Below are 26,346 nucleotides of genomic sequence, written 5' to 3'. Positions count from 1 at the left end.
CCCTCTCTGTATTATTGCGCTACGTTTTCCTCAGAGTTGCGCTGGAATGCAAGGTAGATCATGCCGCGTTTTTCAAAGCGGTTGATTAGTTGAAGTCGCTGATCTTTCGCTGCCTGTTCCACGTCATTTGGTGAGAGTCGGAGTTTGGAATAGGAACTCACCGACATTTCCCAGCCGTCTGAGGCCTTTGTATGCAGGATGTCATGCACGCAAACGAAATCTGGTTGATATTCAAGAAAACAGGTATGAATGCGTTTCTCATCTGATCGCACGGGAATGAATCTTGCATCCCCCTTGAGTTCGTTGGTTGTATAGTCGCGAAATGACAAACAGAGGATGCCGTTGGGAGCCAGAGCTTTTGCCACGTTTTTAATCAGTTGGATAATTTGATCCTGCGAATCCAAATGTGTCAGTGTATCACCCATACAAACGATTGTTTCTATCGGCTCATGTATATAATTGGTAAATGTAAGTAGATCATCATGGACAGTTTGAATTTGTAAACCTTCCGCTTTAGTTTCAAGCTCGTCGAGCAGGTGCTGGCAGGTATCGAGGGCAACAACTCGCAACCCTCGCTCAGCAAGTGGAATCGTCTGGACTCCATGCCCACAACCAAGGTCAATAGCACAACCTGACGAGTTTGTGGTAATTCCGATATGGTCAAAGTAGTCAGACATACTGGCTGACGCAGTATGAAAGTCGCCCACCATCCACGAATAGATTGGTCCCAGGTGATTTGCGTAGTGATCTGAAACTGTCGATGTCATGTAGCCTGACCAGAGAATTAAGTGATGAATAGATTCCAAGTATGATGCCGCAGTGGCAGCAGACATTGTTATCGTATTCATCCGAAGTAATCTGTCAACGCAGGCTGTTCTATCAGCGTTTGTTAATGCATTGTTTATAATCATTCATTCGGAATAGAAGACGCCGGAAAAATGTATGCTCAAATATGCCTTACGCTATGAAAGAAATTTCCAATCGTGTTACAATTTTGATAAGTAGAACGAAATTTTTCAGAAGGAGTTTCTATTGCCGTTAATCTGGAACTACGATCAAGAACATATTGAATGGGAAGTGCTGGCTCATTTATACAAAATTGCTCCTCTTGGAGAGAAGAAAGCGGCTGATCTTCAGAAGTCTTTTAGCAATAGTATGTATAAGTGTTTTGTTTTTGATGGCACACAACTGATTGGTGTTGGTCGGGCGCTCGCGGATGGGGTTGACTGTTCCTATATTTGTGACGTTGCCATTCATCCCGACTATCAGGGCAAAGGAATTGGCAAAAAGATCATTCAAAAATTAATCAATCTCTCTGAAGGACACAGAAAAATCATTCTGTATGCAAATCCGGGCAAAGAAGGTTTCTATAAAAAACTGGGTTTCAAGCGGATGAGTACGGCAATGGCGATTTTTCAAAACCAGACTCATGCGTTAGAGGTTGGTCTGGTCAATGAATCATAATCAATTACAACTACACATCTTATTGAGCAGTATTTTAAGATTATTGTCAAACAATCAACTCAACATTGAATCAGATCGTGTCAATTTTTAAAAGGAAAAGTCATGCAACTCGGCGCATTTTCAATCAGTCTGACAGTCAAAGACATTGAAGCTTCTCGAGCGTTTTATGAAAAATTCGGCTTTGAGATCTTCGGTGGAGATGCCTCGCAGAACTGGCTGATCCTCAAGAATGGTGATCATATTATCGGTCTTTTTCAAGGTATGTTTGAAAAGAACACATTAACGTTCAATCCGGGTTGGGACAGTAATGCGACACAACTCGATTCGTTTACGGATATCAGAGATCTTCAACGTGAGTTGAAATCACAGGGTGTGCAGTTAGTCAGCGAAGCGGACGAAGCCACGACGGGACCAGCCAGCTTTGTGGCAATTGACCCCGACGGAAACCCGATTCTCGTTGATCAGCACGTTTAACAAAAGGGCATGCTACTAAGTTAGAATAGATTTCTGAAAGTGAGTCCCATAGAGAAATACAGATATGACGAATCGTGATCTAACTCTCTGTTTTATTGAACGATTTTGTGCAGGTGACGTGGAAGGTCTGGTTTCGATTCTGGCGGAAAATTTGCAATTTCGAGGGCCATTCCACCAATTCGAGTCCCGAGAGGGCTATCTTACGTGTTTGCGACATGATCCACCTGTTCCAAGTCAGTTTCAGGTCGTGAGCATCACTGAAAGTGAAGATCAGGTGGCAGTCTTCTTTGAGTATCAGAAATCAAATGAATCTGTATTGATCGCTCAACTTTTCAAGTGTTTCGATAACCAGATTACTGAAATTTTGTTGGTCTTTGATGGGCGAGGATTTGTGCCAGACTAGTTCTGGCACTGATTCAAGCTTATGATTGAGTACTCTTTGTGAGCTTACGCTTAATTGTTCGGCACGATAAAACTCATATGCATTTCGGCATGGCGAAGGTTGAAGTCTTCCCATTCTTTGTTAGTCAGTTTACCAAAACCGGGATGTGGTACGCGATTCGATTCTTGTTTCTGTCGTGCGACTGCTTCCCGCAATGCAGTGAGCCCATCTTCGGTAGATGTTTCATCAGGAATGAACTTTGCAGTACTCTTGAATCCGGCCGGGATCGACTTTGTCAAAAATTTGCGTTTCATGAATAATGACATTAGAAATCGTACTGGAGCGGGCAACTTAAAATCACTTCCATCGATAGATGAGTCCAAGGCCATCGCGATGTGTTTGAGGTTCTGCCCTAAAGACCAATTGCCTAAGGTGCGAATATCACTGGTTGCCAACTGCTCAGCTTCTGCCAGTAATTCATCGAGTGTTTCGTAGCGCACGGTACGACGGCCTTGAACTTTTTTAGTAACAACCGACATTTGATTTCTCCTTGGTTCTAACAAAACTCTATGGGCTTACTATGATTGTCGTTACTTCTTTTTCTCTGGAGACAGCTCATCAAGCAAGTCCCCTAGTGCATCCAGTGATCCTTCCCAGAACTCACGTTGGTGAGTGATCCAGTCTTGAGCCTCTTGTAGTGGTTTAATCAGTAACCGAAACCGGTGTACCCGGCCATCAACCCGGCGTGAGATCAGGCCAGCAGATTCCAGAACTCGTAGATGTTTCGAGACTGACGGCTGAGCAATTTCAAATGGCTGTCCAAGATCACTGGCTGTGGATTCCCCCCGTTTCGAGAGCATGGAAAGCATCTGTCGGCGCGTACTGTCTCCCAGAGCATGAAACGTGCGGTCGAGTTGGTTTTGATATTTAATCGCCATAGGATTTTTTCGGATCGAACTTTGTATTGTGTTGACAATAGATAGCCATATGGCTATATTAAATTGATACTACTATTTTTGTCAAGTTCAAAGAGGTTTTTGAAGCCATGGTTTCCGAATCAACAAATGAAGTCCTGGTCTTACGACGCACATTTGCGGCGTCACCAAAAGATGTCTTTCAAGTCTGGACGACACCCGAATATATGCAACGCTGGTTTCGACCGAGTAAGGATTTTGTTCATCCATTTATTGAGGTTGATTTGCGTGTTGGTGGGCAATATCGCGTTGGGTTTGAATCACCGGAGGGAACAGTCGATGTTGTCAAAGGTGAGTTTCTTGAAGTGAATGATCCACAAAAACTAGTCTATTCATGGTCGTGGGAACAGCCTAACGAGTTTGCTGAAATTGAAACGCAAGTCACAGTTGATTTTCTTGAAAAAGATGGTGGCACTGAATTGGTTCTGACACACGAACGATTCTCAAAACCTGGTATGCAGGAACGGCACATGGCAGGTTGGACAGGAGCGCTGGAGCTCTTGAGCGAATCTATGATAAAGGATTGAAAGACTTTGTTTGCTTGCACATGAATGGGAAAGACATGTTCGAATTCAAAAAAATCATACTCGGAACGGTTTGCTATGTGGCTGTCACATTTCCGCTTGCTTTTTTGTGGCACCTTGTGTTCTTCAAGGGTACTTATGAGCAACTGGGATATTTCAGTCGTGAAGAACCGATTATTGCCTTCGGCTTTGCATCGATTCTGATGCAGGGTTTTATTTTGGCTTTGATTTACCCGTTCCTTTGCCATGGCAAGTCATTCATTGGGGGAGCGATCACAATTGCTTTGGTCATGGGTATTTATCATTGGACGATGCATGTGCTCTCGGAAGCAGCAAAACACTCAATTGAACCCTTATCACTTTGGTTTAGTTTAGAAACGACCTATCTCGGAATTCAGTTTGGTTTGGCAGGTTTGCTATTGGCTTTTGTGTATCGCAAGTCAAACTCACAAGTGGTATAAAATTATTTAATTACAGTTCTCGGTAGAAATACCTCGCATTACAGAATTGCAACATCAATATTTATTATCAAAAAAGGAGGCACTCACATGTCGATTAACCCGGTAAATTGGTTCGAAATCCCTGTTAACGATCTTTCAAAAGCGAAATTGTTTTACGAGTCAATCCTGGGAGTGGAACTAGTCGAAAATGAAATGGGACCCAATAAAATGGCGTGGTTTCCCATGGAACAAAATGGTGCAGGTGCAACAGGCACATTGATTCATGGTGATGGCCATACCCCTTCGCTAGCAGGGACGATTGTCTATTTGAGCGTGGATAATATCGAGGCAACACTCGGCAAAATCAATAATGCTGGTGGCAAGACACTCGTTCCAAAAACAGATATTGGAGAACACGGTTTTTTCGCCCACTTTGAAGACTGTGAAGGAAATCGGGTGGCACTTCACGAGTATCCCAAGTAAGTGAGAGAAATTCAGTGGGTGGTGCATGTTGGCACAGACGTGCAAGACATCACCGCCCATTGAGTCGACGCGGCAAAATAATTCACTGAATTCAGAGTTTACTGGGATGGATTAGTTCTTTTGAAGTGGTGATGCGATTGGCTTTTTAGCAACGATGCGTTTGATTTCTTCTAATAGAAGCTGATGCCCCGGCTTTCGCATGGTGTTGTGTGTGAAGCCGTCCAATTCAAAGAGTTGTGTTTGTTTGTGTCCGACTACTTTGAGTAAGCGATTCAAATAAGCGTTTTCTTCGTAGCGGGTTGGGAATTCCAGGTTCCGATCACCGGTTATGAGTAAGATTGGTGGTGCGTCTTTACGTGCGTGAAACAGAGGGGCCATGTCATCAATGATCGGTTGATTGCGTGGGATTCCCATTTCTTCACGGACTGTCATATGAGTGATACAGTGTCCGCTGTAGGGAATTAGCCCGGCAATGTCATTCGCATCAATTTTGTGTGTGGCGAGCCAACGTTTATCCAGACCAAGCATGCTGGTGAGGTAGCCCCCCGCAGAATGCCCTGCCACAAAAATCAATTTAGGATCACCACCGAAGTTTGCGATATTTTGAAATGTCCAGGCGACAGCCGCAGCAGCATCTTCCAGATAAACTGGTTTTTTTGCTTTGGGGTACAATCGATAATTGACGGCGACAATGGCGATACCCTGCTCCTTCAGTTCATCTGGAACGCTTTTCTTTCCCCCTTTTAAGCCACCCCCATGAAACCAGACTACGGTGGGGTAGTTTTTGATAGAGGTCGGATAGTACAAATCCAGCTTGCAGCGCTCACGCATATAATCTGTCTGCGGAGTTTGAATTCCACTGCGATAAGAGACCTCGGGTTTGGTTTTATAGTCAGCTTTCTGTTCCTGAGCGGGAACGGGCTGCAAATTGATCAGCAACAGTGTGATCAAAAAAAGTGTGGGTCGAATCAGTCGTCGTCCCATAGTTGTTCCTCTTGTTGTATGACTAAAGCTCTTTAGTGGTCGGTGACTAACCTAAGTCAGTGATTCTCTTGATTGGGCATCTTTTCCAAAACAAGATAGTTTCATGATTCACCTAAGCGTGCTTTTAATTCTGGGTAGGCTTCATCAGTGTCCCCCACTTGTTTTTTAAGTTGATTTAACCGTTGTTTTAGTTTTTTCACGATTGGTGCATAAGCGGGATCGGCAATCACATTCTTTGTTTCATGAGGATCTTTTTTCAAATCGTATAATTCCCAGTGTGGAGGCGTCGGTTTTTTTACAGCACCAGGCGCATCCAAAGGCAGACCATAGAAGAAAATCAATTTAAAATCGTTGGTCCTGATTCCATAGTGGGCAGGGTTATCATGGTGCGCCATATGCATCCAGTAACGGTAGTACGTTGCTTTTGGCCAATCAGCGGGAGCCTTTTCACCTTTTAAGATTGGTAAGAAAGATCTACCTTGCATGAAATCAGGTTTCTTTGCTCCTGCCATCTCTAACAACGTCGGTGCAAAATCAACATTGTTAATGATGTTTTCATTGGTAGACTTTGCTTTGATCCATTTCGGATAGCGAACGATGAATGGCATGCGCAATGATTCTTCATACATCCAGCGTTTGTCGATGTAATCGTGTTCGCCTAACATAAAGCCCTGGTCGGCAGTATAAATGATGATTGTATTCTCCAGTTCTCCCGTTTTTTCGAGATGCTCTACAAGACGTTTGATATTATCATCGACACCACGTACACAGCGCAGAAACTTTTTGAGGTAACGCTGGTAAGCTTCACGGGTGTATTCATCAGAAGAGAGGCTGTCGTCAACAAACATATGGTGCCCCATGTTTCGCCTCTCGTTGCGTCGACTGACTGATGTCCCATAGCGCGCTAAGTCAAGGGGGCCGTGTTGTCCCCGGTTCCACAGTGTTTCCGGTTCAGGAATTTTTACATCCTGATAGAGCCAGTCATATCGTTCTGCATTTTCAAAATTGTCATGTGGTGCCTTGAAATGATGCATTAAAAAGAAAGGTTTTTGTTTCTGTTTTCGATTCTTCAACCACTTCAATGAGAGATCGGTAATCACATCCGATGAATGTTTCGAGTCATATCCACCTGCACGAAATTCATTTTTTGGCCACGGCTTAGGGCCTCTCACGCGAAACACGGGATTGAAGTAACTTCCCTGCCCCGGCAGAACCGTATAATAGTCAAATGCGGCTGGCTCTTTTTTGAGATGCCATTTACCAATCATTGCAGTTTCATAACCCGCATTTTTGATGAGCCGAGCCAGATGTTGGTTCTCCTTACCAATTGCCCCATTTAAAGTGGTCACACCATTCATATGCGAATATTGCCCCGTCATTAATGTGGCGCGACTCGGTGTGCAAATTGAGTTGGTACAAAAAACGTTCTTCAGCAAAATTCCTTCTTTGGCTAGACGATCCAACGTTGGTGTTGGATTCAGAGACGCCAATCGTCCTCCATACGCGCCAATCGAATGAGCAGCGTGATCATCAGACATGATGTATAAGATATTGGGTTGTTTCTCTGCCGCTTTAACAACAGAATCGAGCGTATACAACAGAGTAAAGCAGCTTACGAATAAACAAACACAGTACTTGGTTGGCATTGTGATTCTCATAATTTTAAGTTTGAAGGAGTTTGATGACCTGTCGACAGATGATTCTTTTCAGGAATCTGTTTGCACTGTAACGGTCGAATGAATAGACTGAAATTATAACAGCTAGCATAGACGACAAAACATCCCTCTGTATTTCAAGTCAGATAAATTGTCGTAATTAGTTTCTTAAGTTCCTTACTTTTAGGTGTCATAATAATGTCAGTGGTTAAGTGTTTGTTGGTTCTGAGTTCCTGTTTTATTTCCCAGTTCTTTTGTTGTTCAATTACTGATGCGAAGGAAGCAAAACACGTGAATGTCATCCTGATCATGACGGATGATCAGGGAGGTTGGGACTACGGATTTATGGGGAACAAACATCTCAACACTCCTAACCTTGATGCTATGGCTGCAAGGGGGGCACGATTGAATCGATTTTATGTCAGTCCTGTCTGCACACCCACGCGGGCCAATCTGATGACAGGTCGTTATAACTATCGCACACGTGCCATTGATACTTACATTGGTCGTGCGATGATGGAACCTGAAGAAGTAACTATCGCCGAAGTTTTAGCTCCTGCCGGCTATCAAACCGGAATCTTTGGAAAGTGGCATTTGGGCGATTCTTACCCCATGCGACCTCAGGACCAGGGATTTCAGGAAGTTCTCGTTCACCGCGGAGGAGGCATCGGGCAACCCAGCGATCCACCTGAAGGGGCCGGTCAATACACGGACCCGGTTCTGTTTCATAATGGCGAGCAGAAACAGATGAAAGGGTATTGTACGGATATTTATTTTGACAATGCTTTGAATTTTATTGAACAAAATGAATCGCAGAACAAACCAACGTTTATGTATATCGCGACCAATGCACCACATGGCCCATTTCACGATGTGCCTGAAGATTTGCGGAAAAAATATCTAGCGATGGATCTTACTGATGCTTATGGCTTTGATATGAATTCCAGGCGAAAAAATAAAAAACAGTTTGATCGAACGTCGCGCGTTTTTTCAATGATTGAAAATATCGATCAGAATATTGGCAAACTGTTTCAGCGCCTCAAGAAGATCGGGGCTTACGAAAATACACTCGTATTGTTTTTGAATGACAATGGCCCCAATGGCCCCCGTTTTGTCGGTGCGCATCGTGGCATGAAAGGGGGCGTGAATGAAGGTGGCATTCGGTCTGTGTTAGTAGCACATTGGCCTGATCAATTGAAAGCAGGCGCTGTGAATGAACAGATCGCCGCTCATTACGACCTGTTCCCCACGATTCTTACAGCCACAGGGGTTGAAAAACCAAAAACGTTAGATTTGGATGGTGTCAATATTCTGCCACTGTTGAAAAATGAAGCCGCAAGCTGGCCTGATCGTTCTTTGTTCCTGCAATGGCATCGTGGTGATCAGCCCACGCCACATACCAATGCCGCCGTTGTCACACAAAATTTTAAGATGACATTTTCGAAGCAGAATGAACCAGGAAAATTATTTGATTTACGGAATGATCCTGCAGAGAAGCGAGATCTTAGCAGTGAGAAACCGGCACTCGCCAAAGATCTCACACGTCAATATGACACCTGGTTCGCCGATGTCAGTTCCACGCGTCCTGATAATTATGCACCACCACGGATTCATGTGGGCAATGTAAAGGAACCAACTACGGTTTTAACTCGTCAGGATTGGCGGTATGCAGGTCCCAAAGGAAAAGGTTGGACTCGCGATGCACGAGGCCATTGGTTGATTCATATCGAACAAGGTGGTTCATACGACATCAAAGTACAATTCAAAAAACAACAGGATCAGAAAGAAACGGAATTGGCAGTAAGTGTCGGTAAGGATCAGTTCCATGCCAAAGTCCCCGCAGACAGTTCTGAATATGTCTTCCACAATGTGACTTTACATCCTGGTAAACAAACCGTTGATGTTAAAGTGACCGAAGGGGAAACTGAACGTGGTCCGATGCTGGTTTATCTCACCAAAAAATCCGCCGGGAATTCAGCGCCATAAATCGGCCAGAAAACTGTTTGGGTATCGAGACCAGATGATTTCATGAGCCTACTTTCTTGAAAATTCTACGAAAGTAGGCTGATCTGGAATGGCGATAAGCTGTGATTAGAATTACCATAAATAAGGAATGTTAAATTAGCAGTGATCATAATGGATTGCCGTTAATTCCTGCCGTTTCCTCTTCACAAATATCCAGCAGAATGTATGAAGAAACGTAAAAGTGAAAGGGAAGACAATTGTAGTAACAATTTCGTTATCAATGAAAACAATCACACCAATTTGCCGATGCGTCCATCGGCCTGCCTTTTTTCCTGGAAATGATTAATGCAAAACCATTCAAATTTCAGTCGCCGTGATTTTCTTAAGTCGACCACTGCAGGAGCAGCCGCAATTTCTACAGGTATTTGGACGGGGCTTGCACCCGCTGCTTCCAAATCTGCCAATGAAAAACTGAATATTGCTTGTATCGGAACGGCAAATCGGGCGGCAGCCGACATTGATGGCGTCAAAGGGGAAAATATCGTTGCTCTAGTAGACGTTGATAAAAACTATCTTGACCGAGCTTCTTCCAGTTTTCCGAATGCCCGTGTCTACGCTGATTATCGTGAGATGCTCGAAAGTGAAGATGGAAAGATTGACGCCGTTGTGATTGGTACGACCGATCATCATCACGCCCCTGCTTCAATTCGTGCGATTCGAAAAGGCTTGCATGTCTACTGTGAAAAACCACTCACTCATACGGTTCAGGAAGCACGCATCATTGCTGAAGAAGCAAAAAAGCATGGTGTCGCGACACAACTGGGGACGCAAATCCATGCTGGAGACAATTACCGTCGTGTTGTGGAAATCGTTCAGTCGGGAGTCCTGGGTGATGTCGGTGAAGTACATGTCTGGGTTGGAAAAGGCTGGGGTGGCGGTGATCTTCCTACCGATACCCAAGAGCCTCCTCAGAATTTAAATTGGGATTTATGGCTTGGCCCCGCGCCCGTGCGTCCTTTTGCTGCAGGTCGCTATCATCCTGCTCAATGGCGTCGCTGGTGGCAGTTCGGTCAGGGAACGTTGGGCGATATGGCCTGCCATTATATGGATTTGCCTTTCTGGGCACTTAGCCTGCGTCATCCTACACACTGCGAAGCGGAAGGACCAGAAGTTCATCCGGAAGCGTGTCCACATGGGTTGAAGGTGCGCTATCAATTCCCGAGTCGTGATAAACTGATTCCCGTCAATTTGACTTGGTACGATGGGAATATGATTCCGAAAAAAGTTGCAGGACAACGTGTCCCCGGTAGTGGGGTCATGTTCGTGGGAACGGAAGGCACCATGTTTGCAAACTATGGAAGTTACAAATTATTCCCCAAAGAAAAATTTGCCAACTTCACACCACCCAAACAAAGCATTCCCAAATCGATTGGTCACCATGCCGAGTGGATCAAGGCTTGTAAGGACGGTTCACCGACAACTTGCAACTTTGATTATTCTGGCGCTTTAACAGAAGCAGTGTTGCTAGGAAACGTTTCCTATCGTGCGAAACAGGCACTGGAATGGGATGCCGCCAATCTCAAAGCGACAAATTGTCCCGAAGCCGACATGTACATCAGCAAAGAGTACCGTGAAGGCTGGGAAGTCGCTTAGTTAGAATTAGTCCAGACATATGTCCGGCTCCTCATTTGCTGAGTGAGTCGGGCTACTGGCCTTCAATGTATTTTAATTGAATTTCGGTATTCGGCAGTTTCTGTTTTAAGTCAGCCACTCCTTTTTCTGTGACTGCAGTACGTGTCAGCTTCAGGTCTTTGAGGCTCGTCAATCCTTCCAGATCAGCTAATCCAGCATCAGAGACCGCTGTAGAACCAAGGTGCAGAAACTCCAGCTGTTTCATATCTTTCAAATACTTCAACCCTGCATTACTCAAGCGTGTATTATCCAGATTGAGCCAGCGTAAGTTAGTCAATCCTTGTAAGGGTTCCACACCGGCATCAGTCAGCCCCACACGCCAGAGGTTGAGTTTTTGTAGCTTACTCAATCCAGACAGGTGTTCCATACCTGTGTCTGAGAGCAGACTATTCTCGCTCAGGTCAAGCTCTTCGAGTTGAGGGAGCTTCGCCATGATCGTAAGCCCTTCATCAGAAATCTGGTTTTGAGATAAACGCGTTTTTTTCAACTTGGGAAATTGTGTCAGTGTGGTCAAGCCTTCATCATCAACCAGTGTCTTTGCCAGATACAACTCTTCCAGGTGATTCAGATCTTTCAACTCTGAAAGGCCATCTCCGCTGACCCAGAGAAAGTCGAGCATTAACGCTTTTAAGTTCGTTAGTTGATTGATATCTACCATCGCGTCGTCGTCGATATCAGAATTGCCGGACAGCCGCAGTGCTTTGAGTTTTGAGAGTCCTGTTAAATGGGAAATGGCCTTATTATTTAAATTGCAGTTCCGTAAATCCAGATTCTGTAACGTGGCTACTTTGCCAACAGGCTCCAATCCGGCATCAGTGATTTTGGTTTCATTTAGCAACAGATAACGCAGACGTGATAAACCCGCAATGTCCTTGAGAGCGTGATCATCGATTTGCGTACCCCGAAGATCGACTTCGATGACATAACCATCTTGGTCTTTTTTTAGCTTAGCTCCTGCCGCTTTCAATGAATCGGCCAGATTCACTTCTTCAGGTGGAACCTGTGTTTTTACAGGTTCTTTTACCTTTATTGCCCCTGAAGACTTTTCGGACGCAGTTTGTTTCTTCTCAGATTTTGGTGTGCACCCTGCAATCAGTGATAATGCAAAAACGAGAACCACTGTTCCCTGTAACGGTTTCATATCTCATTCCTTCAATCTTAGGTCTAGATCGTTTACGTTAGCAGTAAAGCATACCGATTCTGTAAATGACCCAAAACCGACGGCAGGGAATCAAATTTCTTTTTTAAAGAATTGTTCGTGATGAACTAAAGAAAAAGAGGAATATGAGATTGAATGAGAAATGAAAGTTTCCCACTTGCATACTTTCGAGATTAATCAAGAGTCTTGCCCGCTTCAACTACCTGATTCGACCCTGCTCGTGGATTGAACTTCAGCGAATAGAGGTCTGCGTCCTCCATTACAAAGTGAATTTTGATCGGTTTTCCTTTCAGGCTTGAGACGTCTATTCCGTTCTTCCATTTCACGGTTCGTGCGATATGATCTCCATAAATGGGCTCACAATCATCAAGTGTAAAGCCAGAAATAGGTTTACCATTATCATCTTGGAGTTCTACTAAGATTTGACCGGCAGCACTGGTGGAATAATTGATCTCAAGTTCATTGCCAACAAACTTCAGCGGTTTTGTAGTAAGCGTCCCTCCTTCTAATGGTGCATTCACAGAAGCAATTCCATCAAGCCTCATCGCGTAGCGCCGGCCACCAGTCAGAAAAAATGACATTTCGGCTGGTCCTGTCTGATGAATGCCAATCGCTGCATAATTGGCACGATTCGCCCAGCCACTTTTCCCAATACCGGGACGAATGAAGGACTGGGTAAATTCGCGATCGAATTGTGCACTTCCGCGTGTGCTCATAAAGAGAATGTCAGTAGCAGCACCCCGTTTGGCCATAAATCTTGTTGGCAAAGCAAAATAGATATGTGGTGCACGGAAATAGGGTTGTGTGCAGGCTGTATAAAGGTGCTCATTGGGCAAATTCGCGTTCATTTCGACAAAGGGAGTCCAGCTAATGAAATCCTTTGAGGTGGTGCGGGCGATACCACGATACCCTTTGATGAAGCGACGAAAGTAACAGACATAAGCCTGCTCACTTTCAGACCAGAACGCATAATTCTGAGAGTCAAAATACTTCCCCCATGCTTCAGGAATGACCGGTTTTTCCTGGAGCTTCTTCCAGTGAATCCCATCAGGCGAAACAAATGCCTTAAGACCACCTGGACCGCGTCTTTTTTTCACTTCCAGGTGTTGGTTGGGTTGGTATGCCAGGCCTCCCAGCGCCTTGTATTTTTCTTCTGCTGGTACGCCAGGCTGTGTATCAATAAATGGTGTGAAATTATGTGTGATCAGAAATTCATTCATAAGGACAACATTCCCGGACGGGAATGTGGGATGATCTTCATAAACGCCGAGTTTCGGTAGAGTCCAGTGAATTGCATCTTTGCTTTCAGCATAGAGCGTCACTTCACCATCGTGATATTGCTCCCACCCTTTTTTCCAATGATTACCCGGTTTGGTATCCCCTCGATAATAAAATTGGAATTTGTCTCCTGCATTCAAGACTGTAGCGTAATGGCCGTGTGGTCGTGCTGGTGTGACCGGTGGCATCAGTTGGGGAGCATGAAGTTTGAGCGTTGCGTCTTCCAATTTGTCTACAATAAACCGATCTACGAATAATTCCCTGTGAGAACCGACGTCAATAACTTCATCCGCGGCGAAGGAAGTGCTAAGTGAAACGAAAAACAGTATGTACAAAATGAAGACAAATTTTGTTTGAATACTTTCAGTTGAGTTCATACTAAATCTTTCTGTTCGCTTAATTATACTCAGGAATAATAGATAGTGATTATGCATTAGCGGTTTTAATCAATTTCAGGATCGGGCTTAAATGAACGTTCATTGCTTGTAAGGCGGATGCACTGTCACGATCTGTAATCGATTTCACGATGTCAGCATGTTCATGAACCATTTTGATTGTAGGAGAGGGAAAGTACGTTTCACCCTGATAGAAGTATTTCACAAGTACCTGGTGGAATTGCGAAATCAAATCTTGATTGGCTGCCTCGAGAAGCGTTTCGTGAAATAAGAGGTCTTTCTGAATGAACTCTTGAAATACGCGCGAGGGATCTTTTTGCTGATCTTCCAGCAATTGTTTTTGCTCGGTAACAAGCAGATTCAACCGATCGATTTGCTCTGTAGTCGTATTTTCGATGGCTAAAGGCATGGAACCGATTTCAATCACGACACGAAATTTCGCAAGTTCAAGCCAACCTTTTTTATTGGTTGTACGAGGGATGAGCGCTTTTCGTAGTACAGATTGAACATCTCCTTCGGCAACAGACAGACCGAGTTTCGGGCGTCCTGTGATGATTCCCAAGCCGCGTAAACTGCCGATGGCTTCTCTGATGACAGTTCGTGAAACACCAAATTGCTCGGTTAACTTGTCGACAGTTCCCAGATAAGTCCCAGGCACTAATTTCTCATCTTGTATCCGTTCACAGATGCGCTCGGCAATTTGTGCACTAAGCGACATTGCCGGTTCCAACATATTCTTATTTCCCGATTCGAAAGTGTTCGACATCAAAAACCTCGTTTGTGTTAGCACCGTTTTCAATGCAATGTCTATTGACCTCACGTTTATTTAAACATTTTAGTAATATGATAATACTATTACAATTATTTATTAAGAAGTGAATAAGGAATCCTGAATGTAATTCTGTTGTAAATATTTATTTAGAATCACTTTAGGAAATATTTTGATTCATTTTAAAATTTGAAAGTGAATCAATTGATGATGTATTTTGTTGAATTGAACTAATTTCGAATTTTTTAACTAAGTTTTGTCGGTATTTTGAGAGGTTCATTTCCCATTTTAAGAGGAATTCCTCCTTTGCTGACAGAACGACCTTAAAGTCTTCAAAGTACTTATAGTGATTGCACTTAATTAATAAACACCGTTTCGAGAATGGTGTCTTTAGGGTTTCCAGGAGGTGTTTTTTTTAAATGCTTTCATCTGGAATCAGGATTAATACTATTTTTTAAAGTGTGAAATGAAACAGTACCAAAGTGAGAATCTTTTCTTGTTAAATCAAGCAGAAAAGAGTTTTGATTTTTGGAGTATCTATGAAAGCAATTCATAGGAACACCGTCTCGTAATACCAGAGCCATCACGTGACTTACAATCCCTACAATCTGACAACCAATTCGACATTAACTGATCTTGAGTTACGTGATGATTCTCTCACTCCGGAGACTCTTGGCTCAGAAGTCGAGCGGTTTTTTAAATCCCGGCCGGATATCAATGGTGTGTTGATACGGGATGAGCATCAGTTTTATGGTTTACTCTCAAGAACTTCCTGCTTTGAGAATATGACCCAATCATTTTGTGGAACCACTTTTTCACGGAGACCCGTTAAGATGCTGGTTGAGCATCTAAAAACGACGTCGCTGCAACTGAATGAGACCGCGCCAATCAGTGAAGCCGTCCGCGAGATATTAGGTCGTCCTTCAGCGGGGGCTTATGAACCCATCATTGTGAAATGTGATAACGACGAATACCGTTTTCTCGATATCACAACTCTCATGAGTGCACAGTGTGACCTTCAACTCAGACAGAAAAAGATTGCTGAAGATGCAAATCATGAGAAGAGTAACTTTCTGGCCAATATGAGCCATGAAATACGCACACCGTTGAATGGAATTTTGGGTTTTACCGATGTACTGAGACGTGGAGTTGAATCAAAAGAGAAACAGCAAGAATATTTAGATGTGATCTACAAGAACGGAGAGCATCTCCTTGGTTTGATCAACGATATTCTAGATCTTTCCAAGATTGAAGCTGGCTGTATGGAGTTCGAAAAACTGGATTGCTCACCGCATAAGATTATCTCTGATGTACTCTCAACGATGCGTGTTCAAGCAAAACCTAAAGGCCTCTATCTGGAGTGTCAGTGGGAAAGTGGCGTTCCCGAAATGATTAACACGGACCCTACTCGATTACGACAGATATTGATGAATCTGGTTGGAAACGCAGTGAAATTTACAACAGAGGGTGGTGTGAAACTGATTGCAAAATTGGACGTTTCACATAATCCACCACAATTTATTGTTGAAGTGCATGATACAGGGATTGGGATTAAGCCCGAGAACATGAAAAATATCTTTTCTGCCTTTACACAAGCGGATTCTTCTATCACACGCAGTTTTGGAGGAACCGGACTAGGACTGACAATCTGCCGCCAAATTGCAGAAGGGTTAGGAGGTGACCTTGCTGTAGAAAGTGAAGTCGGTCAAGGGAGTGTGTTCCGGCTTCGAGTAGATGCGGGAACAATGGAAGATGTGAAGATCTTTGATGTACCACCAACAGAGGCGCTTACTGCAGAATCGTATACGAAACGCAATTATGAAGCATCAAATCAGCTTCAATCCCTCCGAGTTTTACTAGTTGATGACGGTAAAACGAATCGGGATTTGGTTTCGTTGGTGCTAACAAATGCCAATGCGGTAGTGACATGTGCAGAAAATGGTGAAGAGGCACTCTCTGAATATGAAGACGGTTTATTTGATCTCATTTTGATGGATATGCAAATGCCGGAGATGGATGGTTATACGGCGACCCAAATTTTGCGATCGCGTGGCTGCTCATTACCAATCATTGCACTTACAGCAAATGCAATGCGTGGAGATCGTAAAAAGTGTCTTGAAGCAGGTTGTTCTGACTTTCTCACCAAACCGATCAATATCGATAGTTTACTTCAAACGGTAGGCGTGTATTCACCCCTGAGTGATGCGATCACACAGTCTCAGCCAGAAGAAAAACCTTATTGTCTGACTACAAATGACAATATACCTATTCTGTCAGATCTTCCCACAGACATACCGCAATTATTTCAAATCGTCGAAGAATTTATTCAACGCTTCAAATTAAAAATTGAAGAGATGCAGATGGCATTGGATAAGGAGAATTGGAAACTGTTAGAAGAGCTAGCACATTGGCTAAAGGGCACCGGAGGTACCGCGGGATTTGGTTGTCTGACAGAACTTGCATATCAATTAGAATCAGCTGCTCAACAAAAAGAAAAAGAATCTGCGAATTTGTTAATTTCCGAACTCAGAACGATGGGGAGTCGCTTAACAACGAAAAACGCAGTTTCTAGCGTCTAAGGGTTACGAAAGAGAAAGACAGAAATATGATCGATTCGACATTGAATAAATCTATGGTTGAGAACCCAGAAACACTAATTAACTGCAATGAGTTTGATGGGTGTAGTATTGCGATCATAGATGATGAGAAAATTAATCTCGATATGATTCAGTATTATCTGGAAATGGAAGGATTTACGAATCTGATATCGACAGAAGATTCCTCCTCAGCATTTTCTATGATTGAGTCGGAGCGGCCTGATCTGATTTTGTCGGATATTAATATGCCAGAGGTGTCGGGTTTGGATATTTTGGCACAAATTCGTGGCCATAGAGAATTGGCGGATACCCCTGTCATCATTCTCACAGCTAGTTCTGATAACGAAACCAAAATATCTGCCTTGAGACAAGGGGCAACTGACTTGCTTGCCAAGCCGATTCATCATGGAGAGCTGATTGCACGAATTCGAAATGTTTTAAAAGTGAAAGTATCTCAGGATCAGCTTAAAGCACATTCAGAAAGCCTTGAACAAGCCGTGCGATTGAGAACGAAAGAACTTGAAGCATCACGATTGAGTGTGATCCAGTGTCTGGCGCGTGCTGCTGAGTTTCGAGACGATGATACAGGTCAGCATGTAATTCGAGTTGGTAAGTATGCACGTATTATTGGAGAGGAATTAGGATTCTCAGAACGAGAGCTATGGCTGTTAGAACCTGCTGCCCAATTACATGATGTTGGCAAGATCGGGATCGAAGATTCAATTCTGCTCAAACCTGGCAAACTGACACCCGAAGAGTATGATTCGATGAAAAAACATTGTGGTTTCGGAAAGAGAATTGTTGACTGTCTACCCGAGCATGAAGCGCAATTGATTCGGATGCATACTGAAATGGGAGCGAAAATTATGGATATTCCCGACTCTCCTATCCTCTCTCTGGCAAAAGTCATTGCCATGACGCACCACGAGCGCTGGGATGGCACGGGGTACCCTTTGGGCTTAGAGGGCAAAGACATTCCGATTCAGGGACGAATTACTGCGGTCGCTGATGTTTTTGATGCTCTCACGAGTAAACGATCTTATAAACCTGCTTTTTCCCTAACAAAGTCTTTCAAAATTCTTGAAGAAGGTCGGGCGACTCAATTCGATCCAGAAGTGCTAGATGCTTTCTTTTCGCGTCGGCAGGATATTATCCAGGTTCAAATTGATTACGCGGAGACCGAATGAGTTGTAAGGCATTTTTACACTCATGCTCATCTTCAGCGGCTTGAATTGCTGTTGAATGTGGTTCGCGAAAAGAGGTACTGACTAGACGTCGAGACGAGCCTGAAATTGAATACCATATTCCCAGAACGCATCCAGGATTCTTCGTTTGCGAACAATTTTGGAACTGAACCAGGTATCCATGGACTCACTCAGAGGAAGTTTCAAGAACAGTTCTTCTTGTGCAATATGATCAGGGCAAATCAACGAGATCCCGGATTGAGAAACGGAGCGTCCCAATACTGTAATCATTTCACCGGAATAAATTTCAATCGGTTCAGAAAAGTCGATAGAAAACGAGACGACTATCAAGCCGCGGAAATCAATTCTCGGATGAGCACGCTGCTTCCCGTAAATGTGCTTAGCTCGCTCCTCAATCTGAGAGAGTAAGTTGACGACTTTGGGAAGGAGTTGTTGCTGTTCGGTTGAGTACTCGTAAAAATCTGTAAAACTCTTCAATACAATGAATCCTCTCAATGCTAGTTGTGATGTAACTTGATATGTCTATGAAAGGAACTGAGTATTAAAACCTAGTTTAAGAACGCCATAAATCAAATTATTTTTTACTGTGATTACCTCCATATACACTCAAAATATGAGTTAAAAATGATTTAGTATGAATGATGCTTCATTAGCAACTCTATCAGTTCTACCAATTAGACCGTTTATACTTACGACTTGATTGTAAGCCTTGGTCAGATGATTAAGGAATCGGAAAGCGCCTCAAAAGCGGAACTGATAAGCCTGCTGTTCTGCGTCAGTGCCGAGTGCATCGAGCATTTCAATTTCTGCCCGTTTCATTGTGATATAGTCAGTGATCAGGCTTTCGCCAAAACCTGCCTGCAAAACGTCATTCTGAGCCAATGCATCCAACGCTGATGCCAGATTCGCAGGATAGCCTGTTATGCCACGGTCTTTTCGTTCTTGTGTTGAAAGCAGAGCGGGATCTGTTAATACTGGTTCTCCTGGATCGGCTGCTTTCTCAATGCCATCCAGACCTGCACAGATCAGGCCGGATAACGCCAGATAAGGGTTACAGGTGGGGTCTGAGGGTTTATATTCGAGATTGACAGTCGCTGCTTCGTGTCCTTTAAAACCAGAGGCAGCACGCACCGTCGCCTCACGATTGTCCGGACCCCAGCAAATATAACTCGAACTCCAACAACGTTCCACAAAACGCTTATACGAATTTGTGGTCGGTGCCGTAAATGCCATCAATGCAGGGAGATGGTCAAGGATGCCTGCCATGAAATGGCGGGCCGTTTGAGAAAGACACTGATCTCCGTCAGCATCGTAAAATAAGTTTCGCTGGCATTGAGCATCCCAGAGACTAAAATGAATGTGACAACCATTTCCTGCTGAGTCTGGCGAGGCTTTGGGCATGAACGACACACGGAAGTCGTTCGCTAATGCTATCCCACGTACTGTCTCCTTAAACACAACTTGTTGATCAGCGGCCTGTAAACCAATCTGATGACGAACGGGAATTTCATGCTGTCCGTGGCCTGCTTCCGGATAGTATTTTTCAACCATGACGCCCTGTTTTTCGAGCGCAGAGATCATTGGTAGAATGTAGGGACTGGCCAGATCCATGGCAGTCGAACTGAAACAGTTTAACTGGTCCAGAGGTTTCCATAACTGTTCCACTTTTTTGAATATGGTAAATTCATTTTCAAAGGCAGTGCGAATCGTCATTTCTTTTTCAGCTAGTTTGGCAAGAAATGACTTTAATAGACTACGCGGACAAAGTTCCCAGGGCTGGCCATCGATGGTTTCGATATCCGAAAGCATACGGGCATGCCCTGCGAGATATGGTAACACTTGGAATGTAGAGAGATCAGGCCGAATACGAACTTCTCCCACCGGCTGAAATTTACTTGTTTGTGGCAAATGATCAAAGACATTCACCGAAGCTTGTGCTTGAGTCAGCCCTAGACCAGACTCCATAATTTCATCAAGATTACCGGGGCGAAACGCTTTTCCACGTGAGATCCCATCCGGTCCAACATAAATGGCACGTATCAGTTCGATGTTCTCAGATTTTAACTGTTTCTCTATCGTTTCGCGGTACATCTGATTCTCTTCTGAATAATAAAAATCGGTCTACATTTTTTGTATAAAGAGTTATCTCATAACGACAACACTCTTCTTAATTTGATTGTGGCAGGCGATACAGGTCATTGTAAGGTGAAGATAACTGAGAGAAGCACCGTCAATATTTTTGTTCTGAGCATTCTTTAACAACTGCTTTGCCGCATTACGGAATTCTGCACTTTGTTGTGCAAAGATCGGTCCTTCCACGACTTGCCAATCGGTGGCGTTGCTCATGGCGATCATTTTTTTAGTTCCTTTCTGGATAAGACTGAAATCCTCTGTAACTAGTCCTTCCAGGACGTCTTTAGAACTATCTAACTTCGCTTGCATGAATTTAGAAACGTTTTTTTGTGTTGGATTCTTTTTAACTTTAGGTTTCTGGGATGGTTCCGTTTTTTCTACAGCAAAGATCGGAGAAGAATGGTCTATTCGGCTCCCTGAAAGCATTATCAAAACTCCAGAGACTACAATCAGCATCAAATATTTCATCATTGGCTCCTTAGGTTATATCTTAAAAATTGGACTATCGTTTTTTAATTCTCAAGTTTAGTGACTCTCTATTCGTTCTTTATCAGGTTGGGGGATCACTGGTCAAGACTTCTCAGACGTTTCATCGATTACTGGATCATTTGAGGGTGTACGAACTATTGTGAGTAGCAGTGCAGCCGACTCCAGGCTTTCGACAGCATGGGGCTCGGCATCCGGCAGATGTAAAAACTGTCCCGGAGTGAGTTCGTGAGTTTCTCCCAGACATTGAAAAAGGACGCGTCCCTCAAGACATTGAACAATTAAGATTCCAGGCGCGATGTGGTTTGGTAGTGATTTACCAGACTTCAAAATCAAACGAATGATTTCCAGGTGATCTGTTTTCACCAGCGTGGTGGTATTCGTTGATTCCAACTCAGATCCGAGCGGCTCTACACTGACTACTTCACCTGCCCTTGCATGCGACAGAGCCATAATGTCAATCCTTCTGTGAAAATATCACGTTTATTACTACTTTTATTTTAAGACTCTGTAGCAAGACATGAAAGGCTCGGTTGAGCCTTGTTTTATTTGAATGACATACTCACTACGCATCCAACGGTTTTAGACGAATGTTGACTCTTATAGTACAACCAAGATTTCGTTTTTAAGATTCTTTTATTTGCTGTATTCCAGTTTCCAGAATGCGTTGCGCTTCGAGACCAAATTTGGGGTTGCAGAGTAACCAGGGTTCTTCGCCGGTTCGGACGCAATGTGCGAAATGTTCGGTGGCGGTTTGCAGGTAAAGCAATGGACATTGGACTTTGACTTCTGCTCCGGCTGGCTGTTCCTCAGTTGCTAACATCAAAGGTCCCTTTTTTCGTGGCTCAACCATCAATGTTCCTTTAGTACCATAAATGGCTGTTGTGTAAGCCGTCAGTGTGCCGATTTGTGACCAGGAGCCTTCTGCCGTCGCGATTGCTTTAGGATATTGCATGGTGATTAGAGCATTATCTTCGACTCCTAGAGATACTGGTCGATATTGCCCGGCAATACCAGTGATTGATTCCGGCACGCCTAGTAAAACACTCGCGAGAACACAGCCATAACAACAGTAATCCATCATGGCACCCGCTCCATTTAATTCCGAATTAAGCAGCCAGTCACAGAAGTAATCGCTACAGCCCAGCTCTTTAGGGCCGGCATGCGCAGCACGATACTTGACCTGCCAGATGTCTCCAATGTCTCCTGCCTTAGCCATTGTGATCGCGTGTTGCATTTGTGGCCACCAGGCAAAGGGCCAATTGACCATCAGGCAGACATTCTCTTCGTTGGCAGCAGTCAGCATGGCTTCTGCCTGTGAGAGATTCGCCGCCATGGGCTTTTCAATCATCACAGCCAGTCCATGCTCGATAGCCAAAAGTGCAAGCTGTGCTCCTTCATGATTACTGCTGAAAATATAAACGCCATCCAACTCGTGGTTCGCAAACAACTCCTCAGCCGAAGCATAAGTCGGGCAGTCATATTCAGCATTGATCTGATCACGTAGCTCTTGATTCCTGTCAAAAGCAGCAATCAGTGTGGCATTTTCGGAATGTTGTAATTGCGACAAATGGTCCCAGGCATGGTCGTGAATCAGACCCAGGATACCGATACGTAAAGGTTGATTTTTCATGGTATTGCTCTATCGATTAGAGATGCCTCATTGATTTATGTCTCGCTATGTTCAGCCGCATAAAATGATTTAAAGTTTCTTTTGATAGTGTTTACTTCTTCATCCAAATAAGTTTGAGTTTGGGAATGTCCCCATACAGGAGCGGGCCAATAGGGATCATTGTGTTTCCTGCCGATGATATGCACATGTAATTGACTGACGACATTGCCCAGAGCTGCAATATTCATTTTGTCAGGGAGAAATGACTGTTGAATGAATCGAGATACCAGATTGATTTCTTTCAGAATTGCGGTTTGCTGATCGAAGGGTAAATTCGTTAGCTCAATTTCATCACAATGAGGTACTAAGATAAACCAGCTTACCAGCGAATTATTCATCAACAGAAGCGTTGATTCTTCAATCTCATATAGAAGGTGACAGTCTGCCTGCAAGCGATCATCGAGTTTCATGTTTGAGTCCGATTAACGAATAAAAGAAAATGAGTTCTCATCCCGCTCGATTGATCAAAAAAGTTGCCATCTGATCGAAGAACGATTTCAGTATTTCAGCGGCCTCTGTTGGTAAGTCGACTTCAAGCATAGCTTGATTCATTAATTCGATCCACCGATCCCGGGCACTTTGGTCAATGGCAAAGGGAGCATGTCGCATTCGCAATGCAGGGTGCCCGCGCTCTTCGAGATAGCGTTGTGGACCTCCCAATCGATAAACCAGAAATTCCTTCAATCGATATTCTGCTCCTGAGAAGTCATCAGCAGGATACATGGGTTTCAGAATGTCATCCGATTTTACTCTGGAATAAAACGCAGCGATCAGTCGTCGCAGTTGATCTTCACCTAAGTGCTCATAAAGTTCTTCTGTACTCATTTGACTCATTTTTATTGTGTTTTACTCAGGCTAGCTCATCTTATTCGCAGATGAATGTGACGTAGTATTTGAATTCAAAAAAACAGTCATTCGTATCAGTATAATGGAGGTTTTCCTAAATTACGTCGAATGACCGCCCATTGTCCGGCATGCATCATCCAATGAGTTGCCTCTCCGGCAAAGACGCAACCAATGGTTGGTCCCAGATAGCGAACTGTTTCAGGCGATGGCTTTTGCAAATCTTCATCACTGAGGTCAGAAAGGACATTCAACGTTCCCTGACGTTGCTCCTGCATCAGTTGAATGTATTCTGCTTTTGAATGAAAATCAGCGGGATTCTCACTGGCTGCCGTTTCAGCGGTGTACCGTTCTTTAAATCCAGAAGGGAGTTCCGGCATAGTACCTGGATAAACCGCGGTCACATGAAAATGCTCGCTATGAATCAAGTGTCCCAGTTGCCAGGCGAGATGATTCATCTTCTCAGCAGGCCGGACAAATAGATCGTCATTTGTTAGATCTTCGAGATAACCATTAACGATAAATGTGGGAAGCTCCAAAGACGCTTTGATATGCAACGCCAGACTCATCAGAATCCTTTCAGGAATTAAATTTTCGGGATCGCATTTTTACGGAACGGAATAATTTCGTTTTCGATACCGAAAAGCTCAATTAAAAATTTCTACGGGTTGCTTACGGGGAGCCCAGAGTGCTTCTGCATATTTGACGCGGCACGTTTGACCGCGATATCGGGCTAATGTTTCTTTGCCCTGTAAGGCTCCATGGGCCTGTGTGGGATCATAGTCAACGTTCCTCTGCAAAGCCATATAACGGCCGAGCCATTCCATTGATTTATTCCAGTAATCGGTCACATCGACAAATGTGTCTGGCTCAAATCCAACCGTATGCCCCGGGCCATTATCATAATGATAAATCGTGCGTGGGTTTTTGAATCGATCTTGATTGAGCACTCGCCCACCGTGATTGAGGGCAATCTTACTAAGCTGAGATGCAACAGTATGATCGTGATGATGATCGTATTCCCACATTTGCAGGGCAATGTCCGGCTTGATCTCGTGAACAGCGGCAGCTACTTTTTGTTTGGTTTTTTCGTATGTATCATATTGATGAGATGCGAAATCAAGAAATCGGGTTTCGACACCAAAATTATGAGCAATACTGATCACAGATTTTCTAAATGCCTCTTCGCGACCTTTAGTGGGAGGCCAGTTGCTGTAGTCGCCAATCAGAATGAGCTGGACCACTCGATAGTTTTTCGCAACTGCTTTTAACATGACACCAGGTACACCATACACGCAATCATCAAAATGAGCACCAATTGCCAGTAATGTCTTTTGATCAGCCATAGTAGAATTTCTCTTAAGAAGTAGGAACGATATCACAAATTTTTACAGGAAAAATCTTTTGATTCTACCTTTACTGATGATAATCAGCTTATATGCAGACTGCTATCAATAATGCATGATTTGCAATGAAGAGAGGCTCAAAAAAGAAGGTAAGAAGGTGGGGAAGGTAAATAAAAAGCCAACCAAACCTGTAAGCATTGGTTTGGTTGGCGTTATATGGTCTGTGCAGTATTATTGAGAATTATGCCAACTCGGCTCGCTTCTGTGAACTGGTAATGAAAAATTCCAGGTATTCAGATTGAGCTATGATAAGATTATAAAATTCTTCTGCAGCTTCGAGGTTCTTTGCTTCAATGATGTCTTTGACGACTTCACATAGTGTTTCTGCTGGCGTACAAATATCGATCGGAGCGGCCTCTGAAAGTTCTCCTAACGTCGTTCGTAAAGTTTCCGAGAATACTGTTTTGAGTTCTTCTCGATCGCGAGATTTATAAATTACGCCCGTAATTCCCAGCTTTTTGGCAAGTTCCAGCCTTTCGACGAGTCGAGTTTGTGATTTATCGGAAGGTTGTAGAGTAGTCATGACAAAAAACATAGGTGCTTCCAATTGACCATCATCTGTGTAGTGTTCTTGTTTTTGAACCTTAAGGAATAAGTCGAGTCCATCAAGTTCTCTCATCACTAACTCAGAGAAAACAATTCTGATTTCGCTGTCTTGTTCCAAAATGGTCAATGCTTCAAACCCAGATGAGGCACACACAACTTCATAACCAAGCTCTTCTAGGAGCCGGGTATGCACATAGCATGTGTATCCAACTTCATCAACAACAAGGACTCTCATACGCCTCCTTTTCGAAAGTAGGTAACTTCAATAGTTATCATTCACTTTAAAACGGAATTGTTTCTAATGATCACTGACAAACTGTTACAAATATAAAAAAAGCCCGTTTCTCAAAATGAGAAGCGAGCGTTAAATTATCGAATGTAGATTCTGCTACAGTGAAAATTTCAGCAGTTCGAAAAATGATTCCTATTGTGTGTGAATTTTTATTCATGATGCGTCTCTGAAAAAAGTATAACACACTTTTATTCAGAGTTTGAAATATTTCAACAAAGCAGATTTATTTTGTTGTCACGTATCAACATGAGATCTGTGCTATTTCTCAAAATGTTTGTAGATCTAAAGCAACAACTTAAGATGAAATAGTAGGTAAATGTGAAAAATTTGCTTCAAATAAACAACTTAACGCCCTTGTGCAAAATGATGCAAAAAAGAAACAACACTGTGTTTTTTGAGTATGATTTCATAAAAGAAATTTCCGTTGAAGTTATTCAGGTGGAAGATGTTACATTGTCTGGACTTTGCATGTAATGCTGATTACGATTGTACCGGGGTTCCGTTTGTATCAAATCAGAAGCTTTTTTG

28 protein-coding genes are annotated in these 26,346 nt (G+C 43.5%); 10 read left to right on the top strand and 18 right to left on the bottom strand.

Going from position 1 to position 26,346, the window contains the following annotated elements; translation table 11 throughout:
- Positions 1-11: 11 nt before the first annotated feature.
- Positions 12-848, bottom strand: coding sequence for a class I SAM-dependent methyltransferase (locus V202x_RS07730; protein WP_197993280.1), 837 nt, complete (start codon positions 846-848; stop codon positions 12-14).
- 184 nt (positions 849-1,032) lie between these two features.
- Here V202x_RS07730 and V202x_RS07725 point away from each other — a divergent pair, with 184 nt between their 5' ends.
- From V202x_RS07725 to V202x_RS07715, 3 genes are all read left to right on the top strand, one after another.
- Positions 1,033-1,464: a GNAT family N-acetyltransferase gene (locus tag V202x_RS07725; RefSeq protein WP_145172721.1), complete on the top strand. Its 432-nt coding sequence runs from the start codon at positions 1,033-1,035 to the stop codon at positions 1,462-1,464.
- 102 nt (positions 1,465-1,566) lie between these two features.
- Entirely contained in the window at positions 1,567-1,938 is a 372-nt protein-coding gene (locus tag V202x_RS07720) for a VOC family protein (protein WP_145172719.1), read from the top strand.
- A gap of 64 nt (positions 1,939-2,002) precedes the next feature.
- Positions 2,003-2,341 (top strand): nuclear transport factor 2 family protein, encoded by a 339-nt coding sequence (locus tag V202x_RS07715; protein ID WP_145172717.1) that lies wholly within the window; start codon positions 2,003-2,005, stop codon positions 2,339-2,341.
- A 50-nt stretch (positions 2,342-2,391) separates the two neighbouring features.
- Here the strand turns inward: V202x_RS07715 and V202x_RS07710 are convergent, their stop codons facing one another.
- Both V202x_RS07710 and V202x_RS07705 read right to left on the bottom strand, forming a co-directional pair.
- Complete coding sequence (locus tag V202x_RS07710) at positions 2,392-2,859, bottom strand: DUF1569 domain-containing protein (RefSeq protein WP_145172715.1); 468 nt, start codon at positions 2,857-2,859, stop codon at positions 2,392-2,394.
- Positions 2,860-2,910: 51 nt separating this feature from the next.
- Positions 2,911-3,258 carry an ArsR/SmtB family transcription factor gene (locus V202x_RS07705; RefSeq protein ID WP_145172713.1) on the bottom strand — a complete coding sequence of 116 codons (348 nt, stop codon included), beginning with the start codon at positions 3,256-3,258 and terminating at the stop codon, positions 2,911-2,913.
- A 107-nt stretch (positions 3,259-3,365) separates the two neighbouring features.
- On the opposite strand from V202x_RS07705, the gene V202x_RS07700 reads away from it, so the two are divergent.
- The 3 genes from V202x_RS07700 (at position 3,366) to V202x_RS07690 (ending at position 4,741) form a co-directional block, all read left to right on the top strand.
- The gene (locus V202x_RS07700) at positions 3,366-3,821 is read left to right on the top strand and encodes an SRPBCC domain-containing protein (RefSeq protein WP_145172710.1); all 456 of its coding nucleotides are present in this window, start codon (positions 3,366-3,368) and stop codon (positions 3,819-3,821) included.
- Positions 3,822-3,856: 35 nt separating this feature from the next.
- Positions 3,857-4,279, top strand: coding sequence for a hypothetical protein (locus tag V202x_RS07695; RefSeq protein WP_145172708.1), 423 nt, complete (start codon positions 3,857-3,859; stop codon positions 4,277-4,279).
- 87 nt (positions 4,280-4,366) lie between these two features.
- Positions 4,367-4,741, top strand: a complete 375-nt coding sequence (locus tag V202x_RS07690; protein ID WP_197993279.1) for a VOC family protein — start codon at positions 4,367-4,369, stop codon at positions 4,739-4,741.
- Positions 4,742-4,852: 111 nt separating this feature from the next.
- Here the strand turns inward: V202x_RS07690 and V202x_RS07685 are convergent, their stop codons facing one another.
- The gene (locus V202x_RS07685) at positions 4,853-5,725 is read right to left on the bottom strand and encodes an alpha/beta hydrolase (RefSeq protein ID WP_145172706.1); all 873 of its coding nucleotides are present in this window, start codon (positions 5,723-5,725) and stop codon (positions 4,853-4,855) included.
- Between the two features lie 101 nt (positions 5,726-5,826).
- A complete protein-coding gene (locus V202x_RS07680) occupies positions 5,827-7,371 on the bottom strand; it encodes a sulfatase (RefSeq protein ID WP_145172703.1) in 1,545 nt (514 codons plus the stop codon).
- Between the two features lie 300 nt (positions 7,372-7,671).
- Between V202x_RS07680 and V202x_RS07675 the strand changes: the two genes are divergently transcribed.
- Positions 7,672-9,366: an arylsulfatase gene (locus tag V202x_RS07675; protein ID WP_197993278.1), complete on the top strand. Its 1,695-nt coding sequence runs from the start codon at positions 7,672-7,674 to the stop codon at positions 9,364-9,366.
- 324 nt (positions 9,367-9,690) lie between these two features.
- Positions 9,691-10,998 carry a Gfo/Idh/MocA family oxidoreductase gene (locus V202x_RS07670; protein ID WP_145172699.1) on the top strand — a complete coding sequence of 436 codons (1,308 nt, stop codon included), beginning with the start codon at positions 9,691-9,693 and terminating at the stop codon, positions 10,996-10,998.
- 52 nt (positions 10,999-11,050) lie between these two features.
- On the opposite strand, the gene V202x_RS07665 is transcribed toward V202x_RS07670, so the two are convergent.
- The 3 genes from V202x_RS07665 to V202x_RS07655 form a co-directional block, all read right to left on the bottom strand.
- A complete protein-coding gene (locus V202x_RS07665) occupies positions 11,051-12,178 on the bottom strand; it encodes a leucine-rich repeat domain-containing protein (RefSeq protein WP_145172697.1) in 1,128 nt (375 codons plus the stop codon).
- Between the two features lie 191 nt (positions 12,179-12,369).
- Positions 12,370-13,851 carry a hypothetical protein gene (locus tag V202x_RS07660; protein ID WP_145172695.1) on the bottom strand — a complete coding sequence of 494 codons (1,482 nt, stop codon included), beginning with the start codon at positions 13,849-13,851 and terminating at the stop codon, positions 12,370-12,372.
- Between the two features lie 49 nt (positions 13,852-13,900).
- Positions 13,901-14,635 carry a FadR/GntR family transcriptional regulator gene (locus V202x_RS07655; protein ID WP_145172693.1) on the bottom strand — a complete coding sequence of 245 codons (735 nt, stop codon included), beginning with the start codon at positions 14,633-14,635 and terminating at the stop codon, positions 13,901-13,903.
- Between the two features lie 590 nt (positions 14,636-15,225).
- Between V202x_RS07655 and V202x_RS07650 the strand changes: the two genes are divergently transcribed.
- A complete protein-coding gene (locus V202x_RS07650; protein ID WP_145172691.1) occupies positions 15,226-17,217 on the top strand; it encodes a response regulator in 1,992 nt (663 codons plus the stop codon).
- 26 nt (positions 17,218-17,243) lie between these two features.
- Positions 17,244-18,422, top strand: a complete 1,179-nt coding sequence (locus V202x_RS07645; protein WP_145172689.1) for an HD domain-containing phosphohydrolase — start codon at positions 17,244-17,246, stop codon at positions 18,420-18,422.
- A gap of 81 nt (positions 18,423-18,503) precedes the next feature.
- Here V202x_RS07645 and V202x_RS07640 read toward each other — a convergent pair whose 3' ends face one another.
- From V202x_RS07640 to V202x_RS07595, 10 genes are all read right to left on the bottom strand, one after another.
- Complete coding sequence (locus V202x_RS07640; RefSeq protein WP_197993277.1) at positions 18,504-18,917, bottom strand: PilZ domain-containing protein; 414 nt, start codon at positions 18,915-18,917, stop codon at positions 18,504-18,506.
- Between the two features lie 264 nt (positions 18,918-19,181).
- Positions 19,182-20,531 (bottom strand): glutamine synthetase family protein, encoded by a 1,350-nt coding sequence (locus V202x_RS07635; protein WP_145172685.1) that lies wholly within the window; start codon positions 20,529-20,531, stop codon positions 19,182-19,184.
- 51 nt (positions 20,532-20,582) lie between these two features.
- Positions 20,583-21,044 (bottom strand): hypothetical protein, encoded by a 462-nt coding sequence (locus V202x_RS07630; protein WP_232098905.1) that lies wholly within the window; start codon positions 21,042-21,044, stop codon positions 20,583-20,585.
- Positions 21,045-21,143: 99 nt separating this feature from the next.
- Positions 21,144-21,512 (bottom strand): cupin domain-containing protein, encoded by a 369-nt coding sequence (locus tag V202x_RS07625; protein WP_145172683.1) that lies wholly within the window; start codon positions 21,510-21,512, stop codon positions 21,144-21,146.
- Between the two features lie 172 nt (positions 21,513-21,684).
- Positions 21,685-22,692, bottom strand: coding sequence for a Gfo/Idh/MocA family protein (locus V202x_RS07620; protein ID WP_145172681.1), 1,008 nt, complete (start codon positions 22,690-22,692; stop codon positions 21,685-21,687).
- Between the two features lie 35 nt (positions 22,693-22,727).
- Complete coding sequence (locus V202x_RS07615; protein WP_145172679.1) at positions 22,728-23,141, bottom strand: HIT domain-containing protein; 414 nt, start codon at positions 23,139-23,141, stop codon at positions 22,728-22,730.
- A 37-nt stretch (positions 23,142-23,178) separates the two neighbouring features.
- Positions 23,179-23,556 carry a globin gene (locus V202x_RS07610; RefSeq protein WP_232098904.1) on the bottom strand — a complete coding sequence of 126 codons (378 nt, stop codon included), beginning with the start codon at positions 23,554-23,556 and terminating at the stop codon, positions 23,179-23,181.
- A 95-nt stretch (positions 23,557-23,651) separates the two neighbouring features.
- Positions 23,652-24,143 carry a DinB family protein gene (locus tag V202x_RS07605; protein ID WP_145172675.1) on the bottom strand — a complete coding sequence of 164 codons (492 nt, stop codon included), beginning with the start codon at positions 24,141-24,143 and terminating at the stop codon, positions 23,652-23,654.
- A 78-nt stretch (positions 24,144-24,221) separates the two neighbouring features.
- Positions 24,222-24,920 carry a PIG-L deacetylase family protein gene (locus tag V202x_RS07600; RefSeq protein WP_145172673.1) on the bottom strand — a complete coding sequence of 233 codons (699 nt, stop codon included), beginning with the start codon at positions 24,918-24,920 and terminating at the stop codon, positions 24,222-24,224.
- Positions 24,921-25,161: 241 nt separating this feature from the next.
- Positions 25,162-25,761: a two-component system response regulator gene (locus V202x_RS07595; RefSeq protein ID WP_145172671.1), complete on the bottom strand. Its 600-nt coding sequence runs from the start codon at positions 25,759-25,761 to the stop codon at positions 25,162-25,164.
- Between the last annotated feature and the right edge of the window lie 585 nt (positions 25,762-26,346).

Origin of the sequence: Gimesia aquarii, from assembly GCF_007748175.1 — a bacterium.
Taxonomy (GTDB): domain Bacteria; phylum Planctomycetota; class Planctomycetia; order Planctomycetales; family Planctomycetaceae; genus Gimesia; species Gimesia aquarii_A.
This window is presented reverse-complemented; position numbering and strand designations above follow the sequence as displayed.

Coding starts and splice junctions, on each gene's coding strand:
- V202x_RS07730 (WP_197993280.1), bottom strand. CDS start 848: ATGAATACGATAACAATGTCTGCTGCCACTGCGGCATCATACTTGGAA.
- V202x_RS07720 (WP_145172719.1), top strand. CDS start 1,567: ATGCAACTCGGCGCATTTTCAATCAGTCTGACAGTCAAAGACATTGAA.
- V202x_RS07715 (WP_145172717.1), top strand. CDS start 2,003: ATGACGAATCGTGATCTAACTCTCTGTTTTATTGAACGATTTTGTGCA.
- V202x_RS07710 (WP_145172715.1), bottom strand. CDS start 2,859: ATGTCGGTTGTTACTAAAAAAGTTCAAGGCCGTCGTACCGTGCGCTAC.
- V202x_RS07705 (WP_145172713.1), bottom strand. CDS start 3,258: ATGGCGATTAAATATCAAAACCAACTCGACCGCACGTTTCATGCTCTG.
- V202x_RS07700 (WP_145172710.1), top strand. CDS start 3,366: ATGGTTTCCGAATCAACAAATGAAGTCCTGGTCTTACGACGCACATTT.
- V202x_RS07695 (WP_145172708.1), top strand. CDS start 3,857: ATGTTCGAATTCAAAAAAATCATACTCGGAACGGTTTGCTATGTGGCT.
- V202x_RS07690 (WP_197993279.1), top strand. CDS start 4,367: ATGTCGATTAACCCGGTAAATTGGTTCGAAATCCCTGTTAACGATCTT.
- V202x_RS07685 (WP_145172706.1), bottom strand. CDS start 5,725: ATGGGACGACGACTGATTCGACCCACACTTTTTTTGATCACACTGTTG.
- V202x_RS07680 (WP_145172703.1), bottom strand. CDS start 7,371: ATGCCAACCAAGTACTGTGTTTGTTTATTCGTAAGCTGCTTTACTCTG.
- V202x_RS07670 (WP_145172699.1), top strand. CDS start 9,691: ATGCAAAACCATTCAAATTTCAGTCGCCGTGATTTTCTTAAGTCGACC.
- V202x_RS07665 (WP_145172697.1), bottom strand. CDS start 12,178: ATGAAACCGTTACAGGGAACAGTGGTTCTCGTTTTTGCATTATCACTG.
- V202x_RS07660 (WP_145172695.1), bottom strand. CDS start 13,851: ATGAACTCAACTGAAAGTATTCAAACAAAATTTGTCTTCATTTTGTAC.
- V202x_RS07655 (WP_145172693.1), bottom strand. CDS start 14,635: ATGTCGAACACTTTCGAATCGGGAAATAAGAATATGTTGGAACCGGCA.
- V202x_RS07645 (WP_145172689.1), top strand. CDS start 17,244: ATGATCGATTCGACATTGAATAAATCTATGGTTGAGAACCCAGAAACA.
- V202x_RS07635 (WP_145172685.1), bottom strand. CDS start 20,531: ATGTACCGCGAAACGATAGAGAAACAGTTAAAATCTGAGAACATCGAA.
- V202x_RS07630 (WP_232098905.1), bottom strand. CDS start 21,044: ATGATGAAATATTTGATGCTGATTGTAGTCTCTGGAGTTTTGATAATG.
- V202x_RS07625 (WP_145172683.1), bottom strand. CDS start 21,512: ATGGCTCTGTCGCATGCAAGGGCAGGTGAAGTAGTCAGTGTAGAGCCG.
- V202x_RS07620 (WP_145172681.1), bottom strand. CDS start 22,692: ATGAAAAATCAACCTTTACGTATCGGTATCCTGGGTCTGATTCACGAC.
- V202x_RS07615 (WP_145172679.1), bottom strand. CDS start 23,141: ATGAAACTCGATGATCGCTTGCAGGCAGACTGTCACCTTCTATATGAG.
- V202x_RS07610 (WP_232098904.1), bottom strand. CDS start 23,556: ATGAGTACAGAAGAACTTTATGAGCACTTAGGTGAAGATCAACTGCGA.
- V202x_RS07605 (WP_145172675.1), bottom strand. CDS start 24,143: ATGAGTCTGGCGTTGCATATCAAAGCGTCTTTGGAGCTTCCCACATTT.
- V202x_RS07600 (WP_145172673.1), bottom strand. CDS start 24,920: ATGGCTGATCAAAAGACATTACTGGCAATTGGTGCTCATTTTGATGAT.
- V202x_RS07595 (WP_145172671.1), bottom strand. CDS start 25,761: ATGAGAGTCCTTGTTGTTGATGAAGTTGGATACACATGCTATGTGCAT.